A 22,741-nucleotide genomic window follows, 5' to 3' on the forward strand; every position below is an offset into this window, starting at 1 on the left:
GCGGGGACGATGGGCAACGGCATCGCACAGGTCTGTGCGGCGAGCGGCTACGACGTGGTGATGCGCGACATCGAACCGGAGTTCGTCGAGAACGGTATGGAGGCGATCGAGGACAGCCTGGGGCGGTTCGTCTCGAAGGATCGCCTGAGCGAGCGCGAGGCCGAGGAGGCGACGGGCCGAATCACCGGCACGACCGATCTGGCGGACCTCCGGACGTGCGATCTGGTCATCGAGGCGGCCGTCGAGAAGATGGCGATCAAGCGGGAGATCTTCACGGAACTGGCGGAGATCACCGACGAGGACGTGCTCTTGGCGACCAACACGAGTACCCTGTCGATCACCACGATCGCGAGCGCGACCGATCGCGAAGAACGGGTGATCGGGCTTCACTTCATGAACCCGGTTCCGATCATGGAGGGCGTCGAGGTCGTCGTCGGCGAGAAGACCGCCGGGGAGACGGTCGAGATCGCCCACGCGCTCGCGGCGGAGCTGGGCAAAACCACCTGGGAATCGGACGACAAGCCCGGCTTCGTCACCAACCGAATCCTGATGCCCTGGATCAACGAGGGGATCCGTGCGTTCGACGAGGGCGTCGCCTCGAAGGAGGACATCGACGCGGGCATGGAACTTGGCACGAACGTCCCGATGGGGCCGCTGACGCTGGCGGATCACATCGGGCTGGACATCTGTCTCGACGCCAGCGAAACCCTCTACGAGGAACTGGGTGACCGGTACAAACCCGCCTACCTCCTGAAACGGAAGGTCGACGCGGGCGACCTGGGCAAGAAGACGGGTGCGGGCTTCTACGAGTACGAGTGAGCGACGGGCCCGACGACCGCGAACTCGCAGACCGGCTCTATCGGGAACTCGAGGCGACCGAGGACCTCCCGATCGATCGCGTCGCAAACCGGTGGCTCGGGGAGGCCCAAGCCGTCGCCAGCGAGATCCGCGGCGACGTCACCCCGACAGTGCGCCGGGAGGGCGCGACGGACGTCCTCGAACTCTTAGAGGCGATCGAGGGAACCGACAACGAACGGGCGGACGAGCGCGTCGAACGGGCGCGAAGACTGGCAGCGCGGCTGGCTCAGGCCTGATCGAACGGTCGGGCGGCGATCCTCGTTCGGAGGTCGCCGACGAGGGCGCTATCGGTTTCGCCGAGCATTCGGGAGACGATCGCGCCGACCTCGCTTCGCGAGACCTTCACGTCCCGCTCGGAGAGGGCGTCCTCGGGTCGAGCGGAGAGCTCCCGCAGCGTGCCGACCGCGAGCAGGTAGGGGATCGCCCACGCCGCGAGCCGGTTGCCCTCGACTTCGGGAAGCGTTTCGAGGTAGCGCTGGGCATCGTCGAGGAACGTCCGGGCGTGTTCGGCGGTCCGTTTGACGACGGCCGTCGATCCGTCGGCGTATTCGGCGGCCAGGACGCGCTCCTGTGGGACCCCCTCCGCGTCGAGCCACGTCGCCGGCAGGTAGACGTTGTCTTCCTCGTGGTAGTCGTCGTAGACGTCCTTGGCGATGTTTACCAGTTGGAGGAGAAGTCCGAACGACTCGGCGTTCTCGTAGAGGGTCCGTTCGACCGACGGATCGACTCCCTCGGTCTCCTCGCCGGGCGGTCCCGTGTTCCGACAGATGAGGTTGGTGATGAGGAGCCCGACGGTGCCCGCCGCGTAGTAACAGTACTCCTCGAGTTCCGTCCGGGTCCGGATCCTGAGCCCGCCGCTGTCGGCATACCGCTCGACGAACAGCGCCATCCCCGAAACGAGTTCGAGGACGGGCGGTCGGATCGCCGCTATCACGGAGTCGGGCTGGCGCTCGAAGGTGCGCACGACCCGGGGCGTCCGTGCGACGACCTCCCAGTCGGCGGTGCGCTCGCCGTCTTCGGGGATCCACTCGGCGACGGATTCGGTGAACGTCTCGACCCCGGTCGGGTCGTCGGGATCGAGGACGGCGTGGTAGGTCCGGAGCAACGTCGCCTGTGTCTCGGGAGGGATGTGGTGGGCGTCCTCGACGGTATCGGCGATTCGACAGAGGAGATAGCCCACACAGATGTACGACGACATGGGTTCGTCGAGGACGTCGATCGTCAGCGCGAACGTCCGTGAGACGCCCTCGACCGCCTCGTGGCACCACTCGAGGTCGGCGGCCGCCTCTGACAACGTACTCGGGGAGGATCCAGACATAGCCGTTGTCCGTCCTACGGGTCGGAGACAAAAAAACCCACAGGACCCGTCTTGAGCCCCCAGAACCCAACGGAACGTCCTCACGGCGAGGACGGAATCGACCCGGCCGTCGATTCGGGATCGAACCCGAAACCTAAAGCATCGACCGGGAGGATTCGAAACATGGACTTCAGCCTCTCCAGCGAGCAAAAGCAGATCCGCGAGATGGTCGCGGAGTTCGTCGACGAGGAGATCAAACCGCGCGCGAGCGAAATCGACGAGAACGACGAGTTCCCCCGGGATCTGATCGAGGAGATGGGCGAACTCGGCCTGATGGGGATACCCTTCCCGGAGGAGTACGGCGGGGCGGGTCTCGATTATCACTCGTATGCGATCGGCCTCGCCGAGATTTCGCGGGGCTCGGGCGGGCTCGGAACGGTCGTCGCGGCCCACACCTCGCTTGCGGGCAACATGCTCTACGAGTTCGGCAGCGAAGACCAGAAGGAGACGTATCTGACGCCGCTCGCCGAGGGACGGGACGTAGGGGCGTTCGCGCTCTCGGAGGCCGGCGCGGGCAGCGACGTCCCCGCGATGGAGACGACGGCCGAGCGCGACGGCGAGGAGTACGTCATCGACGGCGGAAAGCTCTGGATCTCGAACGGTTCCGTCGCTGATACCGTCGTCCTCTTCGCGAAGACCGACCCCGAGGCGGGCAACAGGGGGATCTCCTCCTTTGTCGTCCGCCCCGAGGAGGACGAGGGCTTTCTCGTCGAGGGAACCGAGCACAAACTCGGCGACAAGGGCTGTCCGACCGCCGAGCTCCGGTTTTCGGAGATGCGGATCCCCGAGTCCCGGCGGCTCGGCGAGGAAGGCGAGGGGTTCGTCCAGGCGCTGAAAACCCTCAACGGCGGGCGGATCACCATCGCCGCCCGCGGGGTCGGCCTCGCACAGGCCGCACTCGACGACGCCCGCGAGTACGCGAACGAGCGCGAGCAGTTCGGCCAGCCCATCGGGGAGTTCCAGACCATCAAGCACAAGCTCGCGGATATGGACACCAAACTGAGCGCCGCCCGACTGTTGATGCATCAGGCGGCGGATCTGAAGATCCGCGACGAGGAGTTCATCAAGGAGGCCGCACAGGCGAAACTCTACGCAAGCGAAATCAGTCGAGAGGTTGCGAACGAGGCGATCCAGATCCACGGCGGCTACGGCTATACGAAGGATTTCGACGTCGAGCGCTACTATCGCGACGCCAAACTCAACGAGATCTACGAGGGGACCAGCGAGATCCTCCGGAACACGATCGGCGATAAAGTTCTAGACTGACCGGACGGTCTGGTTTCGCTCGACGAATCCCGTTTCGCGCCGTTTCGACTCCCCGTCGGATTCGACCGCGTACTCGACGAACTCGACGGGCAATCCCGCACCGAGGAAGAACTCGGGACGGTCTTGGACGTGAAAATGGAGGTGCGGTTCCGACGAGTTGCCCGAGTTGCCACACCGGCCAACCGGCTGGCCGCGCTCGACGCACTCGCCCTCGCGTACTGTGACGCTCCCCTCCTTGAGGTGAGCGAGGACGCTGTACTCGTCCTCGGCATGACGGATGGTCACGTAATTGCCCCGGAGGTCGCGCTGGAACGGGTCGACCCAGCCGCCGAGATACGGACAGTCCCGGTGGCCGTCCGCGGCCGCAACCACTTCCCCGTCAGCGGGCGCGAGGATCGGCTCGTCGAAACAGTAGTACTCCCCCAACCGAGTGCCCTCGCCGGCGTGGCTCGTTCCGTCTTCGATGACGACGAAGTCGTAGGCATACCGTTGGGTGAGGACCTCCCACGAGTGGGAGGTCTCCTTCGTGGAGCCGCCGTTGATCGCCGTCCACCGACCCGAAAACGGCAGCGAAAAGCGGGTTTCCGGCGCATAGGTTTCAGGTGAGGGGAGTCCGTCGCGATAGCGGGCATGGATCGCGAGCTGGCCGGTGAGTTGGTTGATCGAGGCGACGAGGACGAAGGGATTGAGCATGGAGAGGAGGCTGCTCGCCCAGAATCGGAGTTTCGTCCCGCGATCGAACTCGAGCGACGAATCCTCCGTAGGATCGCCGAACAGCCCCCGAACCGCCGGCCAGAACCAGAACAGGAAAAACAGCGCGAACAGCCGGAGGATTGCGAGCGGTTCGTACACGTAGCCCGGAACGGAAAGGACGCCCAGATAGCCAAGAGTAGTCGGGTCGAACTCACGGAGCTGTCGGGCCATTGAGTCCTCTGTCTCGGCTCGTCCGATAGCGCTTTCGGCCGATGGACGCAGTTTCACTCGCTCGCCGTCCCGGCCTGGGCCACACGTCTCGCACGAAACCCGCCCGACTGCGAGCCCCCGAGGACGGTGGGATCACGAGAGTTGTCTAGTACTCCTCGACGGGATCGATCACGTCCCGCCGTCCCGACGCTGATACCGGTTCGGATCCCGACCGACAGGTTCGCCTTCCGGGCGGCCGAACGTCCGCCATGAACGAGGTAGGCAGTGTGCACGCGGAGTACCGCGAGACCGACACCGAGCGCGTTCTCACGTTCGAGCGCGAGGGCCGAACCGTCGAGATAGCACAGAACCGTGAGGGATACGCGATGCTGGCGGTGCGCGAGGGGGGGACCGAACTGGAGCGATACTACGGGTTCGACATGGCGCTCGATCACGCCGCCGAACTGCTCGGAGCACCGCCGACAGCCCTTCCCGTCCCCGATCCGGCGTCGAACATGGGACTGTGACTCCGCCCCATTCGGCAGCCCTTTATTTGCCCGTCGACTACGGGAGTTCATGACAGGTGTTCGAATCGCTGGCACGGGACATACTCACTTCGGGCAGTTCCCCGAGCGCACGGGACGGGATCTGTTCGCGGAGGCCAGCGCCGGAGCCATCGAGGAGGCGGGTGTCGACCGCGAGTCCGTCGAGGCGCTCTTCTACGGCAACTTCATGGGCGAACTCGCGGAGGATCAGGGCCATCAGGCCCCGTTGATGGCGGAGATGGCGGGAATCCGTGTCCCCGCCACGCGCTTCGAGAGCGCGTGCGCTTCGAGCGGGGTCGCGGTCCGGGAGGCCGTAAAGGACATCAGAAACGGCGAGAGCGACGCCATCCTCGTCGGCGGAGCCGAACGCATGACCAACCTCGGGACTGCGGGCGCGACGAAGGCACTCTCGATCGCCGCCGACGAACTGTTCGAGATCCGCGCGGGGATGAGTTTTCCCGGCGCGTACGCGCTGATGGCGCAGGCCTACTTCGCGGAGTACGGCGGTTTTCGCGAGGACTTAGCCCACATCGCGGTGAAGAACCACGAGAACGCCCTCGAGAACGACCACGCCCAGTACCAGCGTGCGATCACCGTCGAGGACGTTCTCGAAGCACCGCCCGTCGCCGAACCCCTCGGACTCTACGACGCCTGCCCGATCACGGACGGCGCGAGCGCGATGGTGCTCGTCAGCGACGAGTTCGCAGACCGCGAGGGGATCGACGCGCCCGTCTCGATCACCGGCACGGGCCAGGGTAGCGACCGGATGGCGCTTGCGGACCGGGAGTACCTCGCCCGGACCCCCGCCGCGAGCGCGGCCGCCTCGGCGGCCTACGCCGACGCCGGGATCGGCCCCGAGGACGTCGAACTCGCGGAAGTCCACGACTGCTTTACCATCGCGGAGGTACTCGCAATCGAGTCGCTGGGCTTTTTCGAACCCGGCGAGGGGATCGGCGCGGCCCACGCAGGCGAGACGACGTGTGACGGGACGATTCCGATCAACCTCTCGGGAGGGCTGAAGGCAAAGGGCCACCCCGTGGGTGCGACCGGGACGAGCCAGATCATCGAACTCGCGAAGCTCCTTTCGGGCGAGCACGTCAACAGCGACGCCGTCGCGGACGCTCGGGTGGGTCTTGCGCACAACGCCGGGGGGACCGTCGCGAGCACCACGGTTCATATCTTGGAGGCAACACAATGAGCGAGCAACGCGACGAGGGCTACGACGAGTGGATCGACGCGATCGATCGAGGCGAGGGCTACGTACTCGAGTGTTCGAACGGACACGGCTCGCTCCCGCCCCGCAGGCTCTGTCCGGAGTGTGGCGCGGGAGACCTCGAACGGAGGCCGCTGCCCGAGGGCGGCACCGTCGACACCTACACGAGGACCCACGTCCCGACCCCCGAGTTCGCGGAGGACGCCCCCTACGTCGTCGCCATCGCGGACTTCGGCGTCGCCCGGCTGACCGGCCAGTTGCGCGGCGTCGACGAGCCCGAGGTCGGGATGCGTGTGGCCGTCGGCGTCGAGGAGCGCGAGACGACCGGGGACCCGCTACTGGTCTTTCGATCCGCGTAGTTCCTCGCGGATCACGCCAACGAACTCCCGTGGGTGTTCGACGTGGGGGAGCAGTCGGGCGCGGTCGATCACGACGAGGCGGGTGTCTGCGGTCTCCGCGAGGGTGCGGCCCTGTCTGAGCGGCGTGATGTCCACTTCCCGGCCCCAGACGAGCGTCGTTTCGACGTCGAGGTCGGCCAGTTCCTTGCCCAGGTCGAGCGGGCGGTCGAGAAAGCCCGCGATGAACGAGGCGGGCGCGTAGCGCGCGCCCGGTTGGTGGGCGCTCTCCCACTCGTACTCGAGGGTCTCGTCGGTGAGCTTCTCCACGTCGTAGTAGCCGTGATCCGCGCTGAAATACCGGATCGAGGGCTTGCTCGCGATCAGGTTATATAAACTAGTCCCGACGACGGGGGACCGAAGCAGCGAGCGCAGGCGCGGGCGCTGGGTCGGCATCGTCCGCGCGGTCGGACAGATCAGCACGAGGCGCGAGAATTCGACGTCTGCGGCGGCCTCGACGGCGTACGCGCCCGACAACGAGGAGGCGACGCAGGTGGCGTCCTCGACGGTATCGGGGACGAAATCGCGGAGGAAGTCCGTATACAGCGCACCGGAGTACAGAAGCGGCGGGCGATCCGAGTTCCCGAAGCCCGGCAGGTCGGGCGCGATCACGTGGAACTCCTCGGCGAGTTCCTCGAAGACCTCCCTGAATTCGTGACTGGAGGCGGCGGCGTTGACCCCGTGGAGCAAAAGCAGGTCCGGATCCGACGAATCGCCGCCCTCGGTGTACGAAACGTCTATGCCGCGCCAGCGGTAGGTGTGCTGGCGGCCCGGGAGCGGTGGCGAAAGCGATCCGGCACGGCCGGCCAGCACGCGGTTGCCGGCGGCCGCGAGGCCGACAGCGGCCGCGGTACCACTAACCAATCGTCGAAGCTTCATGCTCGGTCTATCGGACGGAGGGGTCTTAACCCTGATCGACTACGCTGTTCGGCCCATTCAATTCCCATTAGAAATGTCAGAATATATAGTAGTAGCGGTCATACAGGAGATAATGAAACGTGGACGGCGAACGGTTCTCGCAACCGGTGCGTTGACGTTCACTGCCGGCGTCACCGGCTGTCTGGGCTCGTTCGGTATAAGCTCCGAGCCGGCCACGAGTACGGGGGCGTCGCGTCGGTCTCAGAGTCGCTCATCGCACGAACCATCACCGAGAAGCGTGCCCCGTTCAACGCTGCCGTCTTCTACGGACCACCGCCTGAGGGGACGATCGATTGGGAGCTACTGAGCGAGCGGATCCCAAAAGCGACCGAAGAGTACAGGGACGTAGATGAGGACGCGGTCATCACCGTCTTTCAGACGGCGTTCGAACTCGTCGAACCCGGACGCCCGCTGGTCGCCGTCGAGTTCGAATCGGACGTAACACGGTTCGTCGTCGATCTCGAAACGTGGCCCGACCGGACCGACACGGGGGATGATCCGAGATACCACGTCCGGATCCGACGGTACTCGTGGCAGGATTCGGTGGCGCCGGCGACCGAGACCGCGATCGAGGTTCCCGGGTTCGGGAGTTTCGATCACGTCGAGTGAGCCTACCGTGGCGAGGGTTCCGCTTCCTCGCGGGCGAGACACTCCGCCAGCGGCTCGATGATCTCGTCGGCCACGGTGTAGGGATCGGTCTCGCGGGCGACGATCCGGTCGACCAGCTCCTCGATCCCGCCGCGGCGCTCGATCTCACCCTCCAGCAGACGGCCGGCGTCCTCACGTAACAGGGTACGCACCTCCTCGGCATACCGGGTGCGGGCTTTCGCTTCGAGCGTGCCCGAGGATTCGAGATAGGTTCGATGGTCCGCGAACGTTTCGACGAGGGCATCGAGCCCCTCGCCGCTCGTCGCGACCGTCTCGACGATTTCGGGGGTCCACTCGCCGTTATCGCGGCCTTCGAGCATCTCCGAGAGCTGTTTCACGGTTCTGTCGGCACCGGGCATGTCGGCCTTGTTCACCACGAAGACATCGCCGATTTCGAGGATCCCGGCTTTGAGCATCTGGATGTCGTCGCCGCTTTCGGGCTGGACGAGCACGGCGACCGTGTCGGCGGTCCGGACGATGTCGACCTCGTTCTGACCCGCACCGACCGTCTCGACGATGATCCGGTCGATCCCGAAGGCGTCGAAGGCCGTGATCGCGTCGCCGGTCGCCGTCGAGAGTCCGCCTAACTGCCCGCGGGCGCTCATCGAGCGGACGAAGGTGTCCATATCGCCCGTGGTCGAGGCCATGCGGATCCGGTCGCCCAGCACCGCCCCGCCCGTATAGGGCGAGGATGGGTCGACGGCGATCACGCCGACGGTCAGGCCCTCGTCGCGGTAGGCCTTCGCGAGTTTATCGACGAGGGTGGACTTGCCCGCGCCGGGGCTGCCCGTGATCCCGATGACCTCGGCGTCGCCCGTGTGCTCGTGGAGCGCGGCCACCAGATCGCGATAGCCCGGCGAACGGTTCTCGATCCGCGTGATCGCCCGCGCGAGCGCCCGATATCGGCCGTCGAGCAGGTCTCCAACGAGGTCCGTGTCGCCGCCGCTCATCGCTCGGGAGCGTTCTCGCGGACGAACTCGATGGTGTCGCTCATGGGCGTTCCCGGTCCGAAGATGGCGTCGACACCCGCCTCCTGAAGCGGCTCTTTGTCCTTATCGGGGATCACGCCCCCGAGAATGATCAGCGTGTCCTCGAAGGCGCCGTACTCCTCGAGTCCGGCGACGATCTTCGGGACGAGCGTGTTGTGCGCTCCCGAGAGGATCGAAATGCCGAGTACGTCGACGTCCTCTTGGACCGCGGCCTGGACGATCTCGTCGGGCGCGTTGTGCAGCCCCGAGTAGATGACCTCGAAGCCCGCGTCGCGAAACGCCCGTGAGATGACGTGTGCACCGCGATCGTGGCCGTCGAGACCGACCTTCGCGACGAGACACCGGATCGCCCGCTGGTCCTCTTCGACGCTCACTTCGACCGCCTCCAGTCGGTGTTCATGGCCGTACTTTTCTGCCGAAGGGTTTTACTGTAACGGACGTCCGTGAGAGAGACGGCGGGCACCGCCGAGAAACCGGATTCGGTTATTTATTCGGATCGTTTCATCCCGTTCGGTTTCTGAGAAACGTAATACGATCCCGGTGTATAGTCCTCGCGTGGCCGTTTCAGTCCGAATCACCGGCTCCCGGCGTATCGAGTTCTCCGTCGACGAGGTGACGGGAGCGGTCGGTGATTCGCTTACGGTGTTGCCGATCGTCGTCGCGCTGGCGCTGTTGACCGAGATCTCGCTTCCCCACGTCCTGGTCGCCTTCGGGGTCTTCCAGATCGTGTGGGGCGTGTGGTACGGCCTGCCCGTTTCGGTCGAACCCATGAAGGCGCTGGCGGCGCTCGCGATCGCCGGGGCGCTCTCGTATGCGGAACTCGCGCTGGCGGGCCTCGTGTTGGGCGTCGTGTTGCTGGCGGTCGGCTATACGGGCGCGCTCTCGGTCGTCGAGCGCTGGATCGGCGAACCGGTGGTTCGCGGGATCCAGTTCGCCGTCGGGTTGCTCCTGTTGGAAACCGGCGTCTCGCTGGCGGCCGAGAGCCCCCCGCTCGCGGCGGTCGGATTGGTGGTCGCACTCGTCGTCATCGCACTCGGCTACAGGAATGCGAGCGCGCTCGTCGTACTCGGGGTCGGAGCGGCGATCGCGCTCGGGACGGCCGGCGTGCCTGCGGTTCAGTCGCCCGGCCTGCCGCCGGTTCCGGCCCTGGGGAGTGCGCTGACCTGGGGCGTGGTCGACGGGATCGTCGCCCAGTTCGCGATGACCATCGGCAACGCCGCGCTCGCGACGTCGCTGCTGTTCTCCGATCTGTTCGACCGGGAGGTCCCCGCCGACGTCCTCGCGGGAAGTATGGGCGTGACGAACCTCCTTGCCGTGCCGCTTGGCGGGATCCCGATGTGTCACGGCTGTGATGGCGTCGCGGGCAAGTACGAGTTCGGCGCACGCACCGGCGGCGCGAACGTGATCCTCGGAATCGGCTATCTCGCGCTCGCCTTGGTGGCGACCGGCGCGCTCGTGGCCGCATTCCCGGTCGCGATGCTCGGGGTGTTGCTCGCACTCGTCGCGATCTCGCTTGGAAGCAGCGTGAGAAAATCCTCGAACGTCGCCCTGTCGGTCGGAATCGGCCTGCTCGCGCTCGTCTGGAACGTGGGAATCGCCTTCGCGCTCGGGATCTGCGCTCACCTCGTCGTCGAGCGCTACCGCCGAGGCGCGTGATCCGTCACGGGTCGGCCGGAACGACTTCGGTCGACTGGATCCACGCCTGGTCGTTGTCGGCGTCTTGGATCACGGCGATCGTCCGCGACTCGTGTCGGTATTCGCTGTAGCGATATCGCGTCCCCTCCCATGGGTTCTCGGTCGGTTCGTCGGCCACACCGACCCTCGGAGAGTTGGTGTGATAAACGTTCGCATATCAATCGGTCTCGGGCAGCGCGTACGCGCCGACGAGGAAGAAGACGACTGCGAGCGCCGTGAGGACCGCCAGATCCGCGAGCCACGGCCCGCCGGAGACGGTAGCCGCGCGCACGCCCCGCGAGAAATAGGTGAGGGGAAGGAGGTCGATCACCGGCCCCATCCACTCGGGAAGGAGCGTCGGCGGGACGAACGTCTCGGCGAGAAACAGCATGGGCAGGGCGATAGTGTTCGCGGCGGCGATCACGCCGTCCTGGGAGTCCGCGACCCGCCCGAGGATCGCGCCGATGCCACAGAAGACGGCGGTGCCGATCACGACGAACGGGAGCAAGAGGGGCGAAAATACGAAGGTGGCGTCGGTCAGCAACCAGAGCACGCCAAGGAGGATCGCGCTGGCGACCCCGACGAGGATCGCGTTCACGAGAGTGTGTGCGAGCAGCCACTCGGTCCTGCTCAAGGGCGTGGTCGCCAGTTTCTCGAAGCGGTTGCCGTCCCGATGGCGCGCGACGGTGCTCCCGACCCGCGACAGCGGGGTAAAGAGGACGACGACCGCGAGATACCCCGGCAGGTAGTACTCCGGCGGCTCCGTAAAGAGGCCCCCGCCCGTGGGGTCGGTGGTCACGAGCGCTCCGAAGATGACGATCAGGAGGACCGGAAAGAAGAAGGTGAAAAAGACTGCCGTCCGACGGCGGATAAAGGAGTGCCACGCGGCGACGAACTCCGCTCGGGTGCGCGCGAACGAGTTCATTGGGCACCTCCGACCGTCGCCGGCTCCTCGGGGGCCCGCTCGTCGGCGAGTTCGAGGTAGACGTCCTCCAGTGTGGGTTGGGTCCAGGCGAGCGATTCGTACTCGACGCCGGCGCGTTCGAGGGCCCGTACGGCCGTAGCGATCCCCTCGGGGTCGATCCCGTGGATCGTGAGTTCGCCCCGCGTGGCCGAGACCCGATACCCGCTGCCCGCGAGCGCGTCGGGTCCGGCGTCGGTCTCGACGACCAGCCGGCTCTCGCCGCCGTGTGTCGCGACGAGCGAGTCGGGAGAACCGACTTCGACGAGTCGGCCGTCTGCGAGCAGCCCCACCCGGTCGGCGAGCGCCTCGGCCTCGGCCATGTTGTGGGTCGTGAGAAGGACGGTCGTTCCCCCGTCGGCGAGGTCGCCGATCAGCGCCCAGAGGTCCCGCCGGCCCGCGGGGTCGATCCCGGTCGTGGGTTCGTCGAGAAAGAGCAGGTCGGGGTCGTTGACCAGCGCCGAGCCCACGCAGATCCGGCGTTGCTGCCCGCCCGAGAGGGTCTCGTACCACGCGTCGGCCTCGTCGGCCATTCCGACCTCCGAAAGCACGTCCTCGACCGGCCGCGACTCGTCGTAGAGGCCGGCGTAGTACGCGAGCAGTTCGCGGCCGGTCAGCCGTTCGGGTGGTGAGAACGCCTGTGGAAGTAACGAGATGCGATTCTCGTCGAGCGCGCCGAGCGGGGCGCCGAAGACGGACACCTCGCCGGCATCGGGCGTCGTCGTTCCGGTCAGCGCCCGGACGAGCGTGGTCTTTCCCGCACCGTTGGGGCCGATAAGCGCGAACACCTCGCCGCGTTCGACGGCCAGCGAGACGCCGTCGAGCGCGGCGGTGTCGCCGTAGGACCGCGAGAGGTCCTCGGCGACGAGCGCGTTGTCCATATCGGGTGGAAGTAGCGAGGCCGTCCTAAGGGGTTCGATCCCGGGGCGCTACCGGCGTTGGTATCTGTTTCGGATCAGGATCGCCGCGGCGTTCATCGAGAGCATCACCGCCAGAAGGGTGACGACGCCTGCGGCGAGCACGCCGTACCGGAACTCGGGGCTCGGCATGGCCGACCACGTGTAGATCTGGCGCGGCATCGCACTGAACCGGGCCAGAAAGCCCGCGGGCGGGTTATAAATCGTCGCGGCCGCACCGATCATCAACAGTGGGGCCGTCTCGCCGATCGCGCGCCCGAACGCGAGGATCGTTCCGGTCAGGATACCGGGAAGGGCCCCCGGCAGGACGACGTTACGAGTTGTCTGCCAGCGAGTCGCGCCCATCGCAAGGGACGCTTCGCGCTGTGAGTCCGGCACGCTGTCGATCGCCTCCTGTGCGGAGATGATGACGATCGGAAGGATCAGTAGGCCAACAGCCATGCCGCCGACGAGAACGCTCCCGTAAGGGAGGGTAAAAACGCGGATAAACAGCGCGAGGCCGAGTAGCCCGTATACGACGGACGGAACGCCCGCGAGGTTCGCGATGTTGAGTTGGATCAGTTCCGTGAACCGGTTCTGCGGGGCGTACTCGACGAGGTACAGCGCCGCACCCACACCGATGGGAACCGTCGCCACTGCGACAACGATCATCATCATGATCGACCCGATGAGTGCGGGATAGATCCCCGCTTCATCGGGGAAGCGCGACGGAGCACTCGTCAGGAACTGCCAATCGAGCCACCGTGGGGTGTTCGGCTGTGTGAGCGCGAATGCATCGAGCGTAACGTACACGAGCAGGACCCCGACCATCAGGATGCCAAACAGCGTCGCGCCAAGGCAGACTCCCTGAAAGATTCGCCCACGCCAGTCACCGGAGCCACCGGTGTCGAACCAGTCGTCGGTCTGTGTCTGTGCGTTGTTTCCTGCCATCTATCTGTCCTCCATTAGCGGTACTCCTCCTGATATCTGCTTGCGACCCATTCCGCGGTGAGGTTCATCAGGAAGGTAATCACAAATAGCGTCAGTCCGATCGCGAACAGCGCGCTATATGCGGTCGTGCCGGCCGAAACGTCACTGGTTCCGAGCTGGACCATTGCCGCGGTCATCGTCTGGCCCGATTCGAGCAGTATGCCCGGGAAGCTCTCGAACGAGAACATCCGTGAGCGCTGGCCCATTGCGACCGCCACAATCATCGTCTCGCCGATCGCCCGTGAGAGAGCGAGGATGAACGCCGAGAAGATGCCTGAAGCAGCCGCGGGAACGACGACCCCCGTCGAGACCTCGAACTTCGTCGCGCCAAGCCCGTAGCCCGCCTGCCGGAGCTCGTCGGGGACGGCGCTCATCGCGTCCTCGCTCAGCGAGGAGACCATCGGGATGATCATGACGCCGACCATGATCGAGGCCGAAAGGACGTTGAACGTCCCGACGTTCAGCCCGACCGAGTCGAGGACCGGCGTGATGTATACGAGCCCGAAGTAGCCGTAGACGACCGTCGGGATCCCCGCAAGCACTTCGAGTGCGGGCTTGATCACCGATCGGATACGCGAACTCGCGTACTCCGAGAGGTATATCGCTGCGGCGAGCCCGACGGGGATGGCGATCAACGCCGACAGTACCGTCACGAGCAGCGTCCCAGTGACGAGCGGTAGCACGCCGAACTGGTTCGGCTCGATCGCGGGCGACCACTCGGACCCGAGGAGGAACGTCAGGGGGGAGACATCCCGGAAAAAGCCGATCGCGTCCGCTGTGAGCGTATAGATGATCCCCAACGTTACGAATACCGAGATCACAGCGGAGATAAACAGCAGGGTTTCGATCACTCGCTCTTCAAGCGAACGGCTGGCGCCGTCTTCGAGATCGAGTGTGTCGGTTTCCGTACTCATCTGTTATCAGCTATGTACTGTGATTATGCGCCGCTGCTGTTGTTGCTAGCGTTGCCGCTATCGTCGTTGCTGTTGTTACTGGCGTTGCCGCTGTCGCCGCTAGCACCTCCACCGACGACCTCATCGATCGTCGAGAGGTTTTCCTCGACCATGCTCTCGTTGGCCGGGACGTAGCCGATCTCGCTGACGAGGTCCGACGAGGAGTTGTTGATGTAGAACCGGACGAACTCCTCGACTGCCTGGTTCTCCTGCAGCGAGCTTTCGGAGACGTAGATGAACAGCGGTCGGGCGAGCGGGTAGTCACCGGCCTGTGCGGTTTCAAGGCTCGGCTCGACACAGCTGCCGTTACCGCCGTCGATCGAGAGGCCCTTGATCCGGTCCTGGTTCTCATCGTAGTAGGCGTATCCGAAGTAGCCCATCGCGTTCTCCGAGCCCTCGATGCCCTGAACGATGATGTTGTCCTGCTCGGTGCTCTCGTAATCGGAGCGGTGCGAGCCTCCCTCACCGATGACGGTCTCGGTGAAGAAGTCGAAGGTACCGGAGGTGGTCGCCGGGCCGTAGAGCTCGAAGGGCTGGTCCGGCCAGTCGTCGCGGACGTCGGACCACTGCTGGGCGCCGTTAGGGCCCCAGATCTGGGCGAGCTCCTCAAAGGTGACACAATCGACCCAGTCGGCGTTGTTGTTGACCGCAAAGGTCAGCGCGTCGCTACCGACCTGCATCTCGATCGGGGTGATGTCGTTCTCCTCGGCGGCCTGCTGTTCCTCCTCGCTGATCTCTCGCGAGGCCCCGTTGATGTCCGAATCGCCGGGGATGAACGCGTTCTCGAAGCCGCCACCGGTCCCGGTCGAGTCGACCGAGATGTTGACGTCGGGGTTCTCCCGCTGGAACTCCTCGGCCATCGCCTGCGAGATCGGGTAGACGGTACTGCTACCGGCGATGATAACCTGACCCGAAACCGAGCCGCTACCCGAACCATTGCCGCTCGACGAGCCACCGGACCCGTTGCCACCCTCGCCCCCGTTTCCACCGCTACACCCAGCGATCGAGATCGCAACGGCCGCCCCTCCGGTCGCAAGGAGCTCCCGGCGCGATACCGCTTCGACACGAGTCTTGCTTGGATCGTCTGCCATCACGTAACCCATTCGACGGATACGGGAAATACCATGCTATGAGTAATATATATTCGACAATATCTATATATCTAAGTACGGGTAGCCGTCGGCGCTCCGAACCGTGAGTCACGCCGAGACCGTGCTACGTGGGAGCCTCGTTGCCGATGGTGGTATCGTTGCCGGCAGGACTGAGGTATTGAATTTGATACGAATGTTAATAGAGCGTTTCGACCCCTCAATATATATTCGTCTACGTCGGCGCTTGCGCGGATGCAGTCGCCCGAACCCGAAGCGTTGGCCGGGACGGTGAGCGTTTAGGTGATCGCGCCGACAGGGGACGTATGGAGTATCACAGCCTCGGATCGACGGGCACGCAAGTCTCGGAACTCTGTTTCGGCACCTGGCGGTTCGGCAAGGAGAGCAACGGCACCGTCGAAACCGACAGAGAACAAGCCCACGACCTCCTCGATACGGCCTGGGAGCACGGTGTCAACTTCATCGACACCGCGAACGTCTATGGCACCCCCAACGGGACCAGCGAGGAGTACATCGGCGAGTGGCTCGCCGAGCACGACCGCGAGGACTTCGTGCTCGCCTCGAAGGTCTACTTCCCCTTTGACGGCTGGGGAGAACCCGGGCCGAACGATTCGGGGCTGGGACGCAAGCACATCCGCGCACAGGTCGAGGGCACGCTGGACAGGCTCGGTACTGATTACCTCGATCTGTACTACGTCCACCGTTTCGACGAGGACACGCCCATCGAGGAGACGCTTTCCGCGCTCGATACGCTGGTCGAGAAGGGCAAGGTCAACTACCTCGGCGCGAGCACGATGGCCGCCTGGCAGCTGACGAAGGCGCTGTGGAAGAGCGAGGTCAACAGCTTCGAGCGCTTCGAGGTCACCCAGCCGCTCTTTCACGCGGCGTATCGCGACGACGTCGCGGACTACCTCGACGTGGCGGCCGATCAGGATCTGGCGGTCTGTCCGTACTCGCCACTGGCGGGCGGATTCCTCACCGGCAAGTACGAACGCGAGGGCGAGGAGGTCGTCGGCCCCGAGGGCTCGCGCGCGGACCTCGACGACCGCTTCGAGGACTACTACGTCTCCGAGCGCGGTTGGCAGGTCTTAGAGGAGATCCGCGCGGTCGCCGACGAGGAGGGCGCGACCCCCGCCCAGGTCTCACTGCGCTGGCTGATGGACCAAGAGGCGTTCTCGTGTACGCCGATCGTCGGCGCGCGCACGACCGGCCAACTCGAGGAGAACGTCGGAGCGGTCGAAGTAGAGCTCTCGGACCAGCAGCGCGCACGGATCGACGACGCGCGCTACGAGGAAGAGGGGCGGCGCTTCGGTCACTAACCGCGACGTTCTCGTCGTTTTCGCCGCCAGCGCTCCTCGGAGTTCTCGCCGTCATCGCCCCCGTGCTCGCGCTTGAACGGCCGCCAGTACAGCAGGACGATAGTGACGAGGAAGATCGCAGTACCGGCAACGTACGACTGGAGGCTCGTAGCCACCGCGGTCCCCGCGCTGCCGAACGCGCCGACGAAGATCGGCGCGATCAGCGGCCAGACACACGAGAAACACGAAAAGAGGCCGATGACGCCGCCGATCGCGGAGCCCGCGGCGTCGATCAGGGTCGCGTAGACGAGATACGAGAGGGCGAGGTAGCCGACGACGAGGAACGGAACGAACGTCGCGCGGACAAGCGGGCCGTTATACGAGACGACGGGTCCGATCCCCGGGGAGGGCATCGAGACGTCGACCCCGGTGGGGAGCTGTGGAACCCCCGTCCAGAGCAGCCCCCCCAGCACGAACAGCGCGAGGAGGTAACCCCCGGCGACGACACCCGCGAGATACCGGTGGCGCGGTGCGCGCGGGTCGGGATTCGTCCGCACGATGGCCCACAGCCCGACGTTGATCCAGATGAAGGGGTAGACGACCGCGAAGACGCTATCGACGCGGACGTCAGCGAGGAGGTGATAGACCAACAGAACGGCGAGTTCGGTGTTGACCAGCAGGCCCCCGTACAGCAGCGTCGCGGTCCGCGGTCGGAAGCGTTCGGGGAGCGCGTCGAAAGAGAGCGTATCGGTTCGAGTCATAGCACGAGCGCGTCGACGATGATGGCGAACAGCAGCGCGCCCAGATACGCGTTCGAGGCGTGGAACGAGCGCATTGCCGCCTCGCGGGTCTGTTCGCGGTGCAGCGCCATCACTTCCCGCAGGAAGATCGCCCCGAAAACGACGCTGGTCGCAGCGAAAAGCCAGCCCAGCGTGTCAACCGCGGCGAGCAGGCTCGCGGCGATCAGCGTCGCGCCCAGATAGTAGACGATGTGTTTTCTGGTGAGGCGCTCGCCACGAACGACGGGCATCATCGGGAACCCGCCGCGGGCGTAGTCGTCCTTGTACGCGAGCGCGAGGTTGTAGAAATGCGCGGGCGTCCAACAGAAGATCACGCCAGCGAGCACGAGCGCCGGCAGGCCGATCTCCCCCGTCGCAGCGGCCCAGCCGATCAAGGCGGGCAACGCGCCCGCCGCACCGCCGATGACGGTGTTCTGGACGGTGTTCGGTTTGAGAACCAGCGTGTAGATCACGCTATAGAAGACGATCGCGGTCAGTCCCAGCAGGGCCGCGAGCGCGTTGACGAAGACGTAGAAGGTCCCGAGCGAAGCGAGCCCCAGGAGCGCACCGAACGCCAGCGCGTGGCTCACCGGGACGATCTCGGTCGCGAGCGGGCGGTCGGCGGTGCGTTTCATCCGCTGGTCGACGTCGCGTTCGAGTACGTGATTGAAGGTACCGCTCGCGCCGATGGCGAGTACGCCACCCAGAAGGGTGGCGACGATGGTGACGACCGGGAGGTTCGGACCGGCCGCAAGCGTCATCGCCGCGGCCGCGACCAGACAGAGCAGCCACATCAGCCGCGGCTTCATCAGGCTGTAGTACGCGCCCAGGGTCGCACGCAACCCGCCTGTCGGTCGTGGCGTTGCGGACTCCGGGGTCGCTTCGGTGGGGGGCGATTTCGTGAGCGGTTCGTCGCGTTCGCGGGTCGGGAACCGCCGTTCGAGCGACCACGCCAGACCGAGCAAGAGGCCACCGAAGATGGCCGTCCCGATCAGCAGGTGGAGCGCCGACACCATCGGGGGTGCGCCGGTCGTTGCGACGACCGCGCCGATCCCGATCTGGACGGGGTAGAGGACGGCGGGGATCCCGAGAGCCGTGCGGATCCGCGTCGAACCGGTTCGCCAGCCGACGACGGCGCTCGCGAGGACGCCGACCCCGACCAGCGCCGCAAGCAGTCGGTGTGTCCAGGCGATGGTCACCGCGGCACCCGTAAAGGGATACCCGCCGTTGCAGGCGGGCCACGTCGAACACGCGGCGGTGGCGTCGGTGAGCGCGGTCGTCGCGCCCGCGATCACCAGTAGGTACGCCCCCATCGCGGTCGCGGCGAGCACGCCGAGAGACCGGGATCCGTCGCCAAGCGATTCCGTGGACACGTCTAGGTAATCGTTGGAGCGGGCGTACTTAGAGGCCGCGATGTGACCGCCCCCGCTCGAAAACGCACACATTTATGCTCGCCCTCACAAAGGACGCGGTATGGAACGGAGCCGGCGCGCCCTCGTGGGGATCCTCTGTCTCGGGCTGTTCGCGCTCGTTGCAGAGCCCGCCGCGGCGCAGACCTCTATCAACGATCAACTCATCGGCAACCTGAACAACGCGCTCCTGTACGCCGCGATCCCGATCACGATCCTGGTGCAGGCGATCCTGATCTACGCGGTGTTCAAGTTCCGGAACAACGACGACCCCAAACCGACCCAGGAGAACCGTCGCTTGGAGATCACGTGGACGGTCGCGACCGCGATCGTGTTGCTGTTCGTCGGGCTGGCGTCCTATCAGGTGATGGCCGATCCCTTCATCACCGCCCAGAACGACGACGTGCCCGACGAGGCCGACGTCGAGATCGAGGTCGTCGCGTTCAACTACGGCTGGAACTTCAACTACCAGGACGAGGGCATCCAGACGACCGGCCAGGCGACGATCCCGACCGACACCCAGATCTACTTCAACGTGGGCGCTGATGCCGAGCAAAACTCCTACATACACGGGTTTCACGTTCCCGATCTCGGGCTGAAACAGGACGCCAACCCCGGCCAGCGAAACATGGTGAAGACCGAAGTCTACGAGGAAGGCGAGTACCAGGGCTACTGCTCGAAGTACTGTGGCGTGGGCCACTCGAACATGTACTTCACCATCAACGCGGTGAGCGAGGACGAGTACCAGCAGTGGGTCCAGGAGCAACAGGCCAGCGCTGAGGGCGGCAACGAGAGCCAAGCCGGCGGCGGTAACGAAAGCGGACAGAGCGGCGACCAGCAAGCCGGAGGCAACACGAGCGAACAGGCAAGCGGTAACGAGAGCCAGGCCGGAAACGAGAGCGGTGGCGGCAACGCGAGCGAACAGGCCGGTGGCAACGCAAGTAGCGGCAACCAGACCGGCGGCCAGTAGGGCCGTTTCCAGTCCGAGAGGATCCGGATTCTTTTTCGGAGTCCACGCGATGTTCGGTTCGGACGCGTCGTCACGACCGTAATCACCTATGATGCCGAGCATCTAGTGCGGCCAGTCCGTCGGGCCCGTCTCCCGGATCTCGTAGTCCCGCAGTTGCCGTGGCGACACTGCAACGCCTGCTGGGCCACTCTTTCGTCACAGTGTCGCTCCCCGTTCTCGTCCGTTCGGCTTCGTCTCGCGATCCCTGCCTCGGTTGAAACAACCGCGACAGTCGAGAGCGAACGCCCTCTCGCATTCCGGGCCCGTCGACCGGCACCGCGCATCGGCGTCGGTTGCCGTGGTAACGAGGTGGCTATCGACACAAACAGGAGAGACGACGGAGCTAGACGACCTCCGGATTCAGTCCATACACCGGGTCGAGTTCGACCGGTAAGAGCACATACTGACCGACTGGATCGTCTCTAAGAGCTACCCCGAGAGAAACGGCTCAAACGACACCGTCTGATCGAACGTTCACACTGCTATCGAGAGGGCGCCCGGACATACGCGAGCACTCCACTGGTCCTCAATAGTCATCGCCACCCGTCGTGACCGCTCCAAGCGTTGCCGTCTATCAGTCGGTCTGTCGCTCGCCTACGGAAGCGAAACGACGCCTCAGACGACCGCGCCGAGGTACAGCACGGCGACGAGGAAGATCCAGACGACGTCGACGAAGTGCCAGTACATCGAGACCGTCGAGACCGAAGTGTGGCGTTCGGCCGAATACTGGCCGTAGAGCGCGCGCACGAAGACGATGGCGATGAGCACTGCACCCATCGAGACGTGCAGCCCGTGCAGGCCGGTCAGCCCGTAGAAGGCACTGGCGTACAGCGCCTCCTGGGCGGCGGCCAGCGTGAACCCTTCGTGGACGATGAACTCGTAGTACTCGTAGCTCTGGCCGAAGAGGAAGATCACGCCGAGCAGGAGGGTCGCTCCGAGGCCGAGGATGAAGTTCCGGCGGTTGTCCTTCAGCAACTGGGAGTGTGCCCAGTGGATCGTCCCGCTGCTCAGTATCAGGATGAGCGTGTTCGCGAGGACGATCTCGCTGATGATGGGGATCTCGATCGAGCCCAGCGCGACGGTGCCGGCGACGAGCGGTCCCGAAATCACCTCGAAGTCGGCGGGCGGCCAACTGGCGATCCGGATCTGGAAGTAGTAGATGAACAGCGCACCGAAGGTCGCGACTTCGGTGCACAAGAACAGGACCATCCCCCAGCGAAGGCCGCTGTTGCCGTGACCGTCACCCTGCCAGAACGCCTTGATGAACGCGTGGTAGACCCAGCCATACAGCCCGACGAGGAATACGATGACGCTCGCGAGAACGAGCCCGCCGCCGACGAGCGGCTGCAGCGGTAGTTCGCCCATCGCGAGGATGAACAGTGCGGCCCCGATGTAGATCCCCGAGGCCCCCATCGCGGCGATGAAGGGCCACCAACTGGCCTCACCAAAGCCCTTCGGCCAGTCTTCGACGGCCGGCAGGTGGTGGCCGTGGTCGTCGCCAGAGTCTTCGGAAACGGTCATAACTCTGGGTTCTGCGTCGATTACCAAAAAGGCTCCCAACCGCGCCGACGGTCCGGAACCTACAACCGCTATCGGGGACAACCGCCGGGTATGTCAGCACCGGTCTTCGAGCGAGCCGACGAGGCCCCGGCCACCTGCCCGGAGTGTGGCCGGCCATTCGCGCGCACGGAGTACGTCACCCTCCATCTCGGCCTCGACCACCCGGAGGTGCTTTCGGAGTCCGACCGCGAGCGTTTCGTCGAAGTCTATCGGGGCGAGACCGAGGAGATGAAGCGGTTCCGGCTGAAGGCGCTCGCGGCGCTTCTCCTCGTCTACTTCGGGTTCCTGTACCTGTATCTCTTCGTCGGCTAGTTCGATGGGTTTTCGGTCGACTGGCCGCTAGTCGGGGCATGGAAGAGCAATCGGGGTTGAGCGACCGACACCGCAAGGCCAGCCCGTGGCCGCTGTTCGTCGCGCTTGGGCTGGCGCTCGCGGAGGTGGGTGTCTTTCTGGATCTTATCGCGATCGCGGTGGGGGGACTGTTGTTGCTCGTCGGCAGCCTCGGCGGGATCCTGAGCGAGTCGGGGTACGCAAAGACGCCTTGGCCCGCCGTCGGCGCGCTCGGGCTCGTCCTCGCGATCGTCGGGGTCGTCCTGACGGCGATCTACCCGCTTGGCGGCGGCGGGGCGCTCGATCTGGGGTTTCGGGCGATTTCGATCGCGATCGCGGGACTGATGTGTATGGGTGGGTCGTTGCTTGGGCGCGTGCTCGCGGGACGTGCCTCGCCGCTGTAGGGAGAACCACTAGCTATTTGATCGCCGACCGGGAAGGGCGGGTATGAGCCGACTGCTCGACGACCGCGTCTTCAACAAGGAGACGCTGCTCGACTCGACGGTGAACCTGGTGCCGTTTGCCATTCTAATGTTCTTTCTCGTCCTGTACGTCGTCGCGACCCCGAGCGGGTGGCAGGACGGATCGCTGATGAGCATCTACATGTTGACGATCATCATCAGTATGATCTGGGGACTCCTGCACCTGACGTACGCGACCGCAAAGCGCATCTAACTCCGC

At 65.2% G+C, this 22,741-nt stretch carries 27 protein-coding genes; 12 read left to right on the forward strand and 15 right to left on the reverse strand.

What is annotated here, in order from left to right:
• The first annotated feature begins 9 nt into the window (after nucleotides 1-9).
• Together HACJB3_RS11100 and HACJB3_RS11105 are read left to right on the forward strand one after the other, a co-directional pair.
• Nucleotides 10-819 carry a 3-hydroxyacyl-CoA dehydrogenase family protein gene (locus HACJB3_RS11100; RefSeq protein WP_394324780.1) on the forward strand — a complete coding sequence of 270 codons (810 nt, stop codon included), beginning with the start codon at nucleotides 10-12 and terminating at the stop codon, nucleotides 817-819.
• On the forward strand, nucleotides 816-1,094 hold the full coding sequence (locus HACJB3_RS11105; RefSeq protein ID WP_008416739.1) for a hypothetical protein: 279 nt from the start codon (nucleotides 816-818) through the stop codon (nucleotides 1,092-1,094). The genes HACJB3_RS11100 and HACJB3_RS11105 overlap by 4 nt, the downstream gene beginning before the upstream one ends.
• Here HACJB3_RS11105 and HACJB3_RS11110 read toward each other — a convergent pair.
• Complete coding sequence (locus tag HACJB3_RS11110; RefSeq protein ID WP_049934421.1) at nucleotides 1,085-2,176, reverse strand: phytoene/squalene synthase family protein; 1,092 nt, start codon at nucleotides 2,174-2,176, stop codon at nucleotides 1,085-1,087. The genes HACJB3_RS11105 and HACJB3_RS11110 overlap by 10 nt on opposite strands.
• Nucleotides 2,177-2,338: 162 nt before the next feature.
• Between HACJB3_RS11110 and HACJB3_RS11115 the strand changes: the two genes are divergently transcribed.
• Nucleotides 2,339-3,481 (forward strand): acyl-CoA dehydrogenase, encoded by a 1,143-nt coding sequence (locus HACJB3_RS11115; RefSeq protein WP_008416737.1) that lies wholly within the window; start codon nucleotides 2,339-2,341, stop codon nucleotides 3,479-3,481.
• On the opposite strand, the gene HACJB3_RS11120 is transcribed toward HACJB3_RS11115, so the two are convergent.
• Entirely contained in the window at nucleotides 3,473-4,405 is a 933-nt protein-coding gene (locus HACJB3_RS11120; RefSeq protein ID WP_008416736.1) for a M23 family metallopeptidase, read from the reverse strand. The genes HACJB3_RS11115 and HACJB3_RS11120 overlap by 9 nt on opposite strands.
• Before the next feature lie 248 nt (nucleotides 4,406-4,653).
• Here HACJB3_RS11120 and HACJB3_RS11125 point away from each other — a divergent pair, with 248 nt between their 5' ends.
• From HACJB3_RS11125 to HACJB3_RS11135, 3 genes are read left to right on the forward strand one after another with little or no spacing between them, the layout of a single operon-like run.
• Entirely contained in the window at nucleotides 4,654-4,911 is a 258-nt protein-coding gene (locus tag HACJB3_RS11125; protein WP_013199503.1) for a DUF7111 family protein, read from the forward strand.
• Between the two features lie 49 nt (nucleotides 4,912-4,960).
• Nucleotides 4,961-6,127 (forward strand): thiolase domain-containing protein, encoded by a 1,167-nt coding sequence (locus HACJB3_RS11130; RefSeq protein ID WP_008416734.1) that lies wholly within the window; start codon nucleotides 4,961-4,963, stop codon nucleotides 6,125-6,127.
• On the forward strand, nucleotides 6,124-6,501 hold the full coding sequence (locus tag HACJB3_RS11135; protein WP_008416732.1) for a Zn-ribbon domain-containing OB-fold protein: 378 nt from the start codon (nucleotides 6,124-6,126) through the stop codon (nucleotides 6,499-6,501). Before HACJB3_RS11130 ends, HACJB3_RS11135 begins: the two co-directional genes overlap by 4 nt.
• Here the strand turns inward: HACJB3_RS11135 and HACJB3_RS11140 are convergent.
• The 4 genes from HACJB3_RS11140 to HACJB3_RS11155 form a co-directional block, all read right to left on the reverse strand.
• A complete protein-coding gene (locus HACJB3_RS11140) occupies nucleotides 6,478-7,416 on the reverse strand; it encodes an alpha/beta fold hydrolase (protein WP_008416731.1) in 939 nt (312 codons plus the stop codon). The two genes, HACJB3_RS11135 and HACJB3_RS11140, sit on opposite strands and share 24 nt — an antisense overlap.
• Before the next feature lie 339 nt (nucleotides 7,417-7,755).
• Nucleotides 7,756-8,055 carry a hypothetical protein gene (locus HACJB3_RS11145; protein WP_238532760.1) on the reverse strand — a complete coding sequence of 100 codons (300 nt, stop codon included), beginning with the start codon at nucleotides 8,053-8,055 and terminating at the stop codon, nucleotides 7,756-7,758.
• A gap of 11 nt (nucleotides 8,056-8,066) precedes the next feature.
• Nucleotides 8,067-9,053, reverse strand: a complete 987-nt coding sequence (meaB, locus tag HACJB3_RS11150) for a methylmalonyl Co-A mutase-associated GTPase MeaB (protein ID WP_008416727.1) — start codon at nucleotides 9,051-9,053, stop codon at nucleotides 8,067-8,069.
• The gene (locus HACJB3_RS11155) at nucleotides 9,050-9,466 is read right to left on the reverse strand and encodes a cobalamin B12-binding domain-containing protein (RefSeq protein ID WP_008416726.1); all 417 of its coding nucleotides are present in this window, start codon (nucleotides 9,464-9,466) and stop codon (nucleotides 9,050-9,052) included. Before HACJB3_RS11155 ends, meaB begins: the two co-directional genes overlap by 4 nt.
• Before the next feature lie 181 nt (nucleotides 9,467-9,647).
• On the opposite strand from HACJB3_RS11155, the gene HACJB3_RS11160 reads away from it, so the two are divergent.
• Nucleotides 9,648-10,748: a putative sulfate/molybdate transporter gene (locus HACJB3_RS11160; protein WP_008416725.1), complete on the forward strand. Its 1,101-nt coding sequence runs from the start codon at nucleotides 9,648-9,650 to the stop codon at nucleotides 10,746-10,748.
• A 4-nt stretch (nucleotides 10,749-10,752) separates the two neighbouring features.
• On the opposite strand, the gene HACJB3_RS20220 is transcribed toward HACJB3_RS11160, so the two are convergent.
• Genes HACJB3_RS20220 through HACJB3_RS11185 form a run of 6 tightly spaced genes read right to left on the reverse strand, consistent with a single transcriptional unit; the run spans nucleotide 10,753 to nucleotide 15,657 of the window.
• On the reverse strand, nucleotides 10,753-10,905 hold the full coding sequence (locus HACJB3_RS20220; RefSeq protein ID WP_008416724.1) for a hypothetical protein: 153 nt from the start codon (nucleotides 10,903-10,905) through the stop codon (nucleotides 10,753-10,755).
• A 39-nt stretch (nucleotides 10,906-10,944) separates the two neighbouring features.
• A complete protein-coding gene (locus tag HACJB3_RS11165; protein ID WP_008416723.1) occupies nucleotides 10,945-11,691 on the reverse strand; it encodes an ABC transporter permease in 747 nt (248 codons plus the stop codon).
• Nucleotides 11,688-12,608 carry an ABC transporter ATP-binding protein gene (locus tag HACJB3_RS11170; protein WP_008416722.1) on the reverse strand — a complete coding sequence of 307 codons (921 nt, stop codon included), beginning with the start codon at nucleotides 12,606-12,608 and terminating at the stop codon, nucleotides 11,688-11,690. Before HACJB3_RS11170 ends, HACJB3_RS11165 begins: the two co-directional genes overlap by 4 nt.
• A gap of 48 nt (nucleotides 12,609-12,656) precedes the next feature.
• Entirely contained in the window at nucleotides 12,657-13,574 is a 918-nt protein-coding gene (gene pstA / locus HACJB3_RS11175; protein WP_008416721.1) for a phosphate ABC transporter permease PstA, read from the reverse strand.
• Between the two features lie 14 nt (nucleotides 13,575-13,588).
• Nucleotides 13,589-14,527: a phosphate ABC transporter permease subunit PstC gene (gene pstC, locus HACJB3_RS11180; RefSeq protein ID WP_008416720.1), complete on the reverse strand. Its 939-nt coding sequence runs from the start codon at nucleotides 14,525-14,527 to the stop codon at nucleotides 13,589-13,591.
• A 23-nt stretch (nucleotides 14,528-14,550) separates the two neighbouring features.
• Complete coding sequence (locus HACJB3_RS11185) at nucleotides 14,551-15,657, reverse strand: PstS family phosphate ABC transporter substrate-binding protein (RefSeq protein ID WP_013199504.1); 1,107 nt, start codon at nucleotides 15,655-15,657, stop codon at nucleotides 14,551-14,553.
• 323 nt (nucleotides 15,658-15,980) lie between these two features.
• Here HACJB3_RS11185 and HACJB3_RS11190 point away from each other — a divergent pair, with 323 nt between their 5' ends.
• Nucleotides 15,981-16,994 carry an aldo/keto reductase gene (locus HACJB3_RS11190; RefSeq protein WP_008416717.1) on the forward strand — a complete coding sequence of 338 codons (1,014 nt, stop codon included), beginning with the start codon at nucleotides 15,981-15,983 and terminating at the stop codon, nucleotides 16,992-16,994.
• Here the strand turns inward: HACJB3_RS11190 and HACJB3_RS11195 are convergent.
• Together HACJB3_RS11195 and HACJB3_RS11200 are read right to left on the reverse strand one after the other, a co-directional pair.
• A complete protein-coding gene (locus tag HACJB3_RS11195; RefSeq protein WP_008416715.1) occupies nucleotides 16,991-17,734 on the reverse strand; it encodes a DUF7546 family protein in 744 nt (247 codons plus the stop codon). The genes HACJB3_RS11190 and HACJB3_RS11195 overlap by 4 nt on opposite strands.
• Complete coding sequence (locus HACJB3_RS11200; protein WP_238532868.1) at nucleotides 17,731-19,065, reverse strand: heme o synthase; 1,335 nt, start codon at nucleotides 19,063-19,065, stop codon at nucleotides 17,731-17,733. Before HACJB3_RS11200 ends, HACJB3_RS11195 begins: the two co-directional genes overlap by 4 nt.
• A gap of 160 nt (nucleotides 19,066-19,225) precedes the next feature.
• Here HACJB3_RS11200 and coxB point away from each other — a divergent pair, with 160 nt between their 5' ends.
• Nucleotides 19,226-20,131 (forward strand): cytochrome c oxidase subunit II, encoded by a 906-nt coding sequence (coxB, locus tag HACJB3_RS11205; protein WP_008416713.1) that lies wholly within the window; start codon nucleotides 19,226-19,228, stop codon nucleotides 20,129-20,131.
• Nucleotides 20,132-20,785: 654 nt separating this feature from the next.
• Here the strand turns inward: coxB and HACJB3_RS11210 are convergent.
• The gene (locus HACJB3_RS11210) at nucleotides 20,786-21,691 is read right to left on the reverse strand and encodes a cytochrome c oxidase subunit 3 (RefSeq protein WP_008416712.1); all 906 of its coding nucleotides are present in this window, start codon (nucleotides 21,689-21,691) and stop codon (nucleotides 20,786-20,788) included.
• A 90-nt stretch (nucleotides 21,692-21,781) separates the two neighbouring features.
• On the opposite strand from HACJB3_RS11210, the gene HACJB3_RS11215 reads away from it, so the two are divergent.
• The 3 genes from HACJB3_RS11215 to HACJB3_RS11225 are packed head-to-tail and all read left to right on the forward strand — an operon-like array spanning nucleotide 21,782 to nucleotide 22,735.
• A complete protein-coding gene (locus HACJB3_RS11215) occupies nucleotides 21,782-22,042 on the forward strand; it encodes a DUF7410 domain-containing protein (protein WP_008416711.1) in 261 nt (86 codons plus the stop codon).
• A 38-nt stretch (nucleotides 22,043-22,080) separates the two neighbouring features.
• The gene (locus HACJB3_RS11220; RefSeq protein ID WP_008416710.1) at nucleotides 22,081-22,464 is read left to right on the forward strand and encodes a DUF7541 family protein; all 384 of its coding nucleotides are present in this window, start codon (nucleotides 22,081-22,083) and stop codon (nucleotides 22,462-22,464) included.
• Nucleotides 22,465-22,507: 43 nt separating this feature from the next.
• Nucleotides 22,508-22,735, forward strand: coding sequence for a DUF6684 family protein (locus HACJB3_RS11225; protein WP_008416709.1), 228 nt, complete (start codon nucleotides 22,508-22,510; stop codon nucleotides 22,733-22,735).
• Nucleotides 22,736-22,741: the final 6 nt, after the last annotated feature.

This window comes from Halalkalicoccus jeotgali B3 (genome assembly GCF_000196895.1).
Taxonomy (GTDB): Archaea; Halobacteriota; Halobacteria; order Halobacteriales; family Halalkalicoccaceae; genus Halalkalicoccus; species Halalkalicoccus jeotgali.

What these genes read in the sequence shown, in the direction of transcription:
- HACJB3_RS11100 (WP_394324780.1), top strand. Translation starts at nt 10, where the DNA reads ATGGGCAACGGCATCGCACAGGTCTGTGCGGCGAGCGGCTACGACGTG.
- HACJB3_RS11110 (WP_049934421.1), bottom strand. Translation starts at nt 2,176, where the DNA reads ATGTCTGGATCCTCCCCGAGTACGTTGTCAGAGGCGGCCGCCGACCTC.
- HACJB3_RS11115 (WP_008416737.1), top strand. Translation starts at nt 2,339, where the DNA reads ATGGACTTCAGCCTCTCCAGCGAGCAAAAGCAGATCCGCGAGATGGTC.
- HACJB3_RS11120 (WP_008416736.1), bottom strand. Translation starts at nt 4,405, where the DNA reads ATGGCCCGACAGCTCCGTGAGTTCGACCCGACTACTCTTGGCTATCTG.
- HACJB3_RS11125 (WP_013199503.1), top strand. Translation starts at nt 4,654, where the DNA reads ATGAACGAGGTAGGCAGTGTGCACGCGGAGTACCGCGAGACCGACACC.
- HACJB3_RS11130 (WP_008416734.1), top strand. Translation starts at nt 4,961, where the DNA reads ATGACAGGTGTTCGAATCGCTGGCACGGGACATACTCACTTCGGGCAG.
- HACJB3_RS11135 (WP_008416732.1), top strand. Translation starts at nt 6,124, where the DNA reads ATGAGCGAGCAACGCGACGAGGGCTACGACGAGTGGATCGACGCGATC.
- HACJB3_RS11140 (WP_008416731.1), bottom strand. Translation starts at nt 7,416, where the DNA reads ATGAAGCTTCGACGATTGGTTAGTGGTACCGCGGCCGCTGTCGGCCTC.
- meaB (WP_008416727.1), bottom strand. Translation starts at nt 9,053, where the DNA reads ATGAGCGGCGGCGACACGGACCTCGTTGGAGACCTGCTCGACGGCCGA.
- HACJB3_RS11165 (WP_008416723.1), bottom strand. Translation starts at nt 11,691, where the DNA reads ATGAACTCGTTCGCGCGCACCCGAGCGGAGTTCGTCGCCGCGTGGCAC.
- HACJB3_RS11170 (WP_008416722.1), bottom strand. Translation starts at nt 12,608, where the DNA reads ATGGACAACGCGCTCGTCGCCGAGGACCTCTCGCGGTCCTACGGCGAC.
- pstA (WP_008416721.1), bottom strand. Translation starts at nt 13,574, where the DNA reads ATGGCAGGAAACAACGCACAGACACAGACCGACGACTGGTTCGACACC.
- pstC (WP_008416720.1), bottom strand. Translation starts at nt 14,527, where the DNA reads ATGAGTACGGAAACCGACACACTCGATCTCGAAGACGGCGCCAGCCGT.
- HACJB3_RS11185 (WP_013199504.1), bottom strand. Translation starts at nt 15,657, where the DNA reads ATGGCAGACGATCCAAGCAAGACTCGTGTCGAAGCGGTATCGCGCCGG.
- HACJB3_RS11190 (WP_008416717.1), top strand. Translation starts at nt 15,981, where the DNA reads ATGGAGTATCACAGCCTCGGATCGACGGGCACGCAAGTCTCGGAACTC.
- HACJB3_RS11195 (WP_008416715.1), bottom strand. Translation starts at nt 17,734, where the DNA reads ATGACTCGAACCGATACGCTCTCTTTCGACGCGCTCCCCGAACGCTTC.
- HACJB3_RS11200 (WP_238532868.1), bottom strand. Translation starts at nt 19,065, where the DNA reads ATGGGGGCGTACCTACTGGTGATCGCGGGCGCGACGACCGCGCTCACC.
- coxB (WP_008416713.1), top strand. Translation starts at nt 19,226, where the DNA reads ATGGAACGGAGCCGGCGCGCCCTCGTGGGGATCCTCTGTCTCGGGCTG.
- HACJB3_RS11210 (WP_008416712.1), bottom strand. Translation starts at nt 21,691, where the DNA reads ATGACCGTTTCCGAAGACTCTGGCGACGACCACGGCCACCACCTGCCG.
- HACJB3_RS11215 (WP_008416711.1), top strand. Translation starts at nt 21,782, where the DNA reads ATGTCAGCACCGGTCTTCGAGCGAGCCGACGAGGCCCCGGCCACCTGC.
- HACJB3_RS11220 (WP_008416710.1), top strand. Translation starts at nt 22,081, where the DNA reads ATGGAAGAGCAATCGGGGTTGAGCGACCGACACCGCAAGGCCAGCCCG.
- HACJB3_RS11225 (WP_008416709.1), top strand. Translation starts at nt 22,508, where the DNA reads ATGAGCCGACTGCTCGACGACCGCGTCTTCAACAAGGAGACGCTGCTC.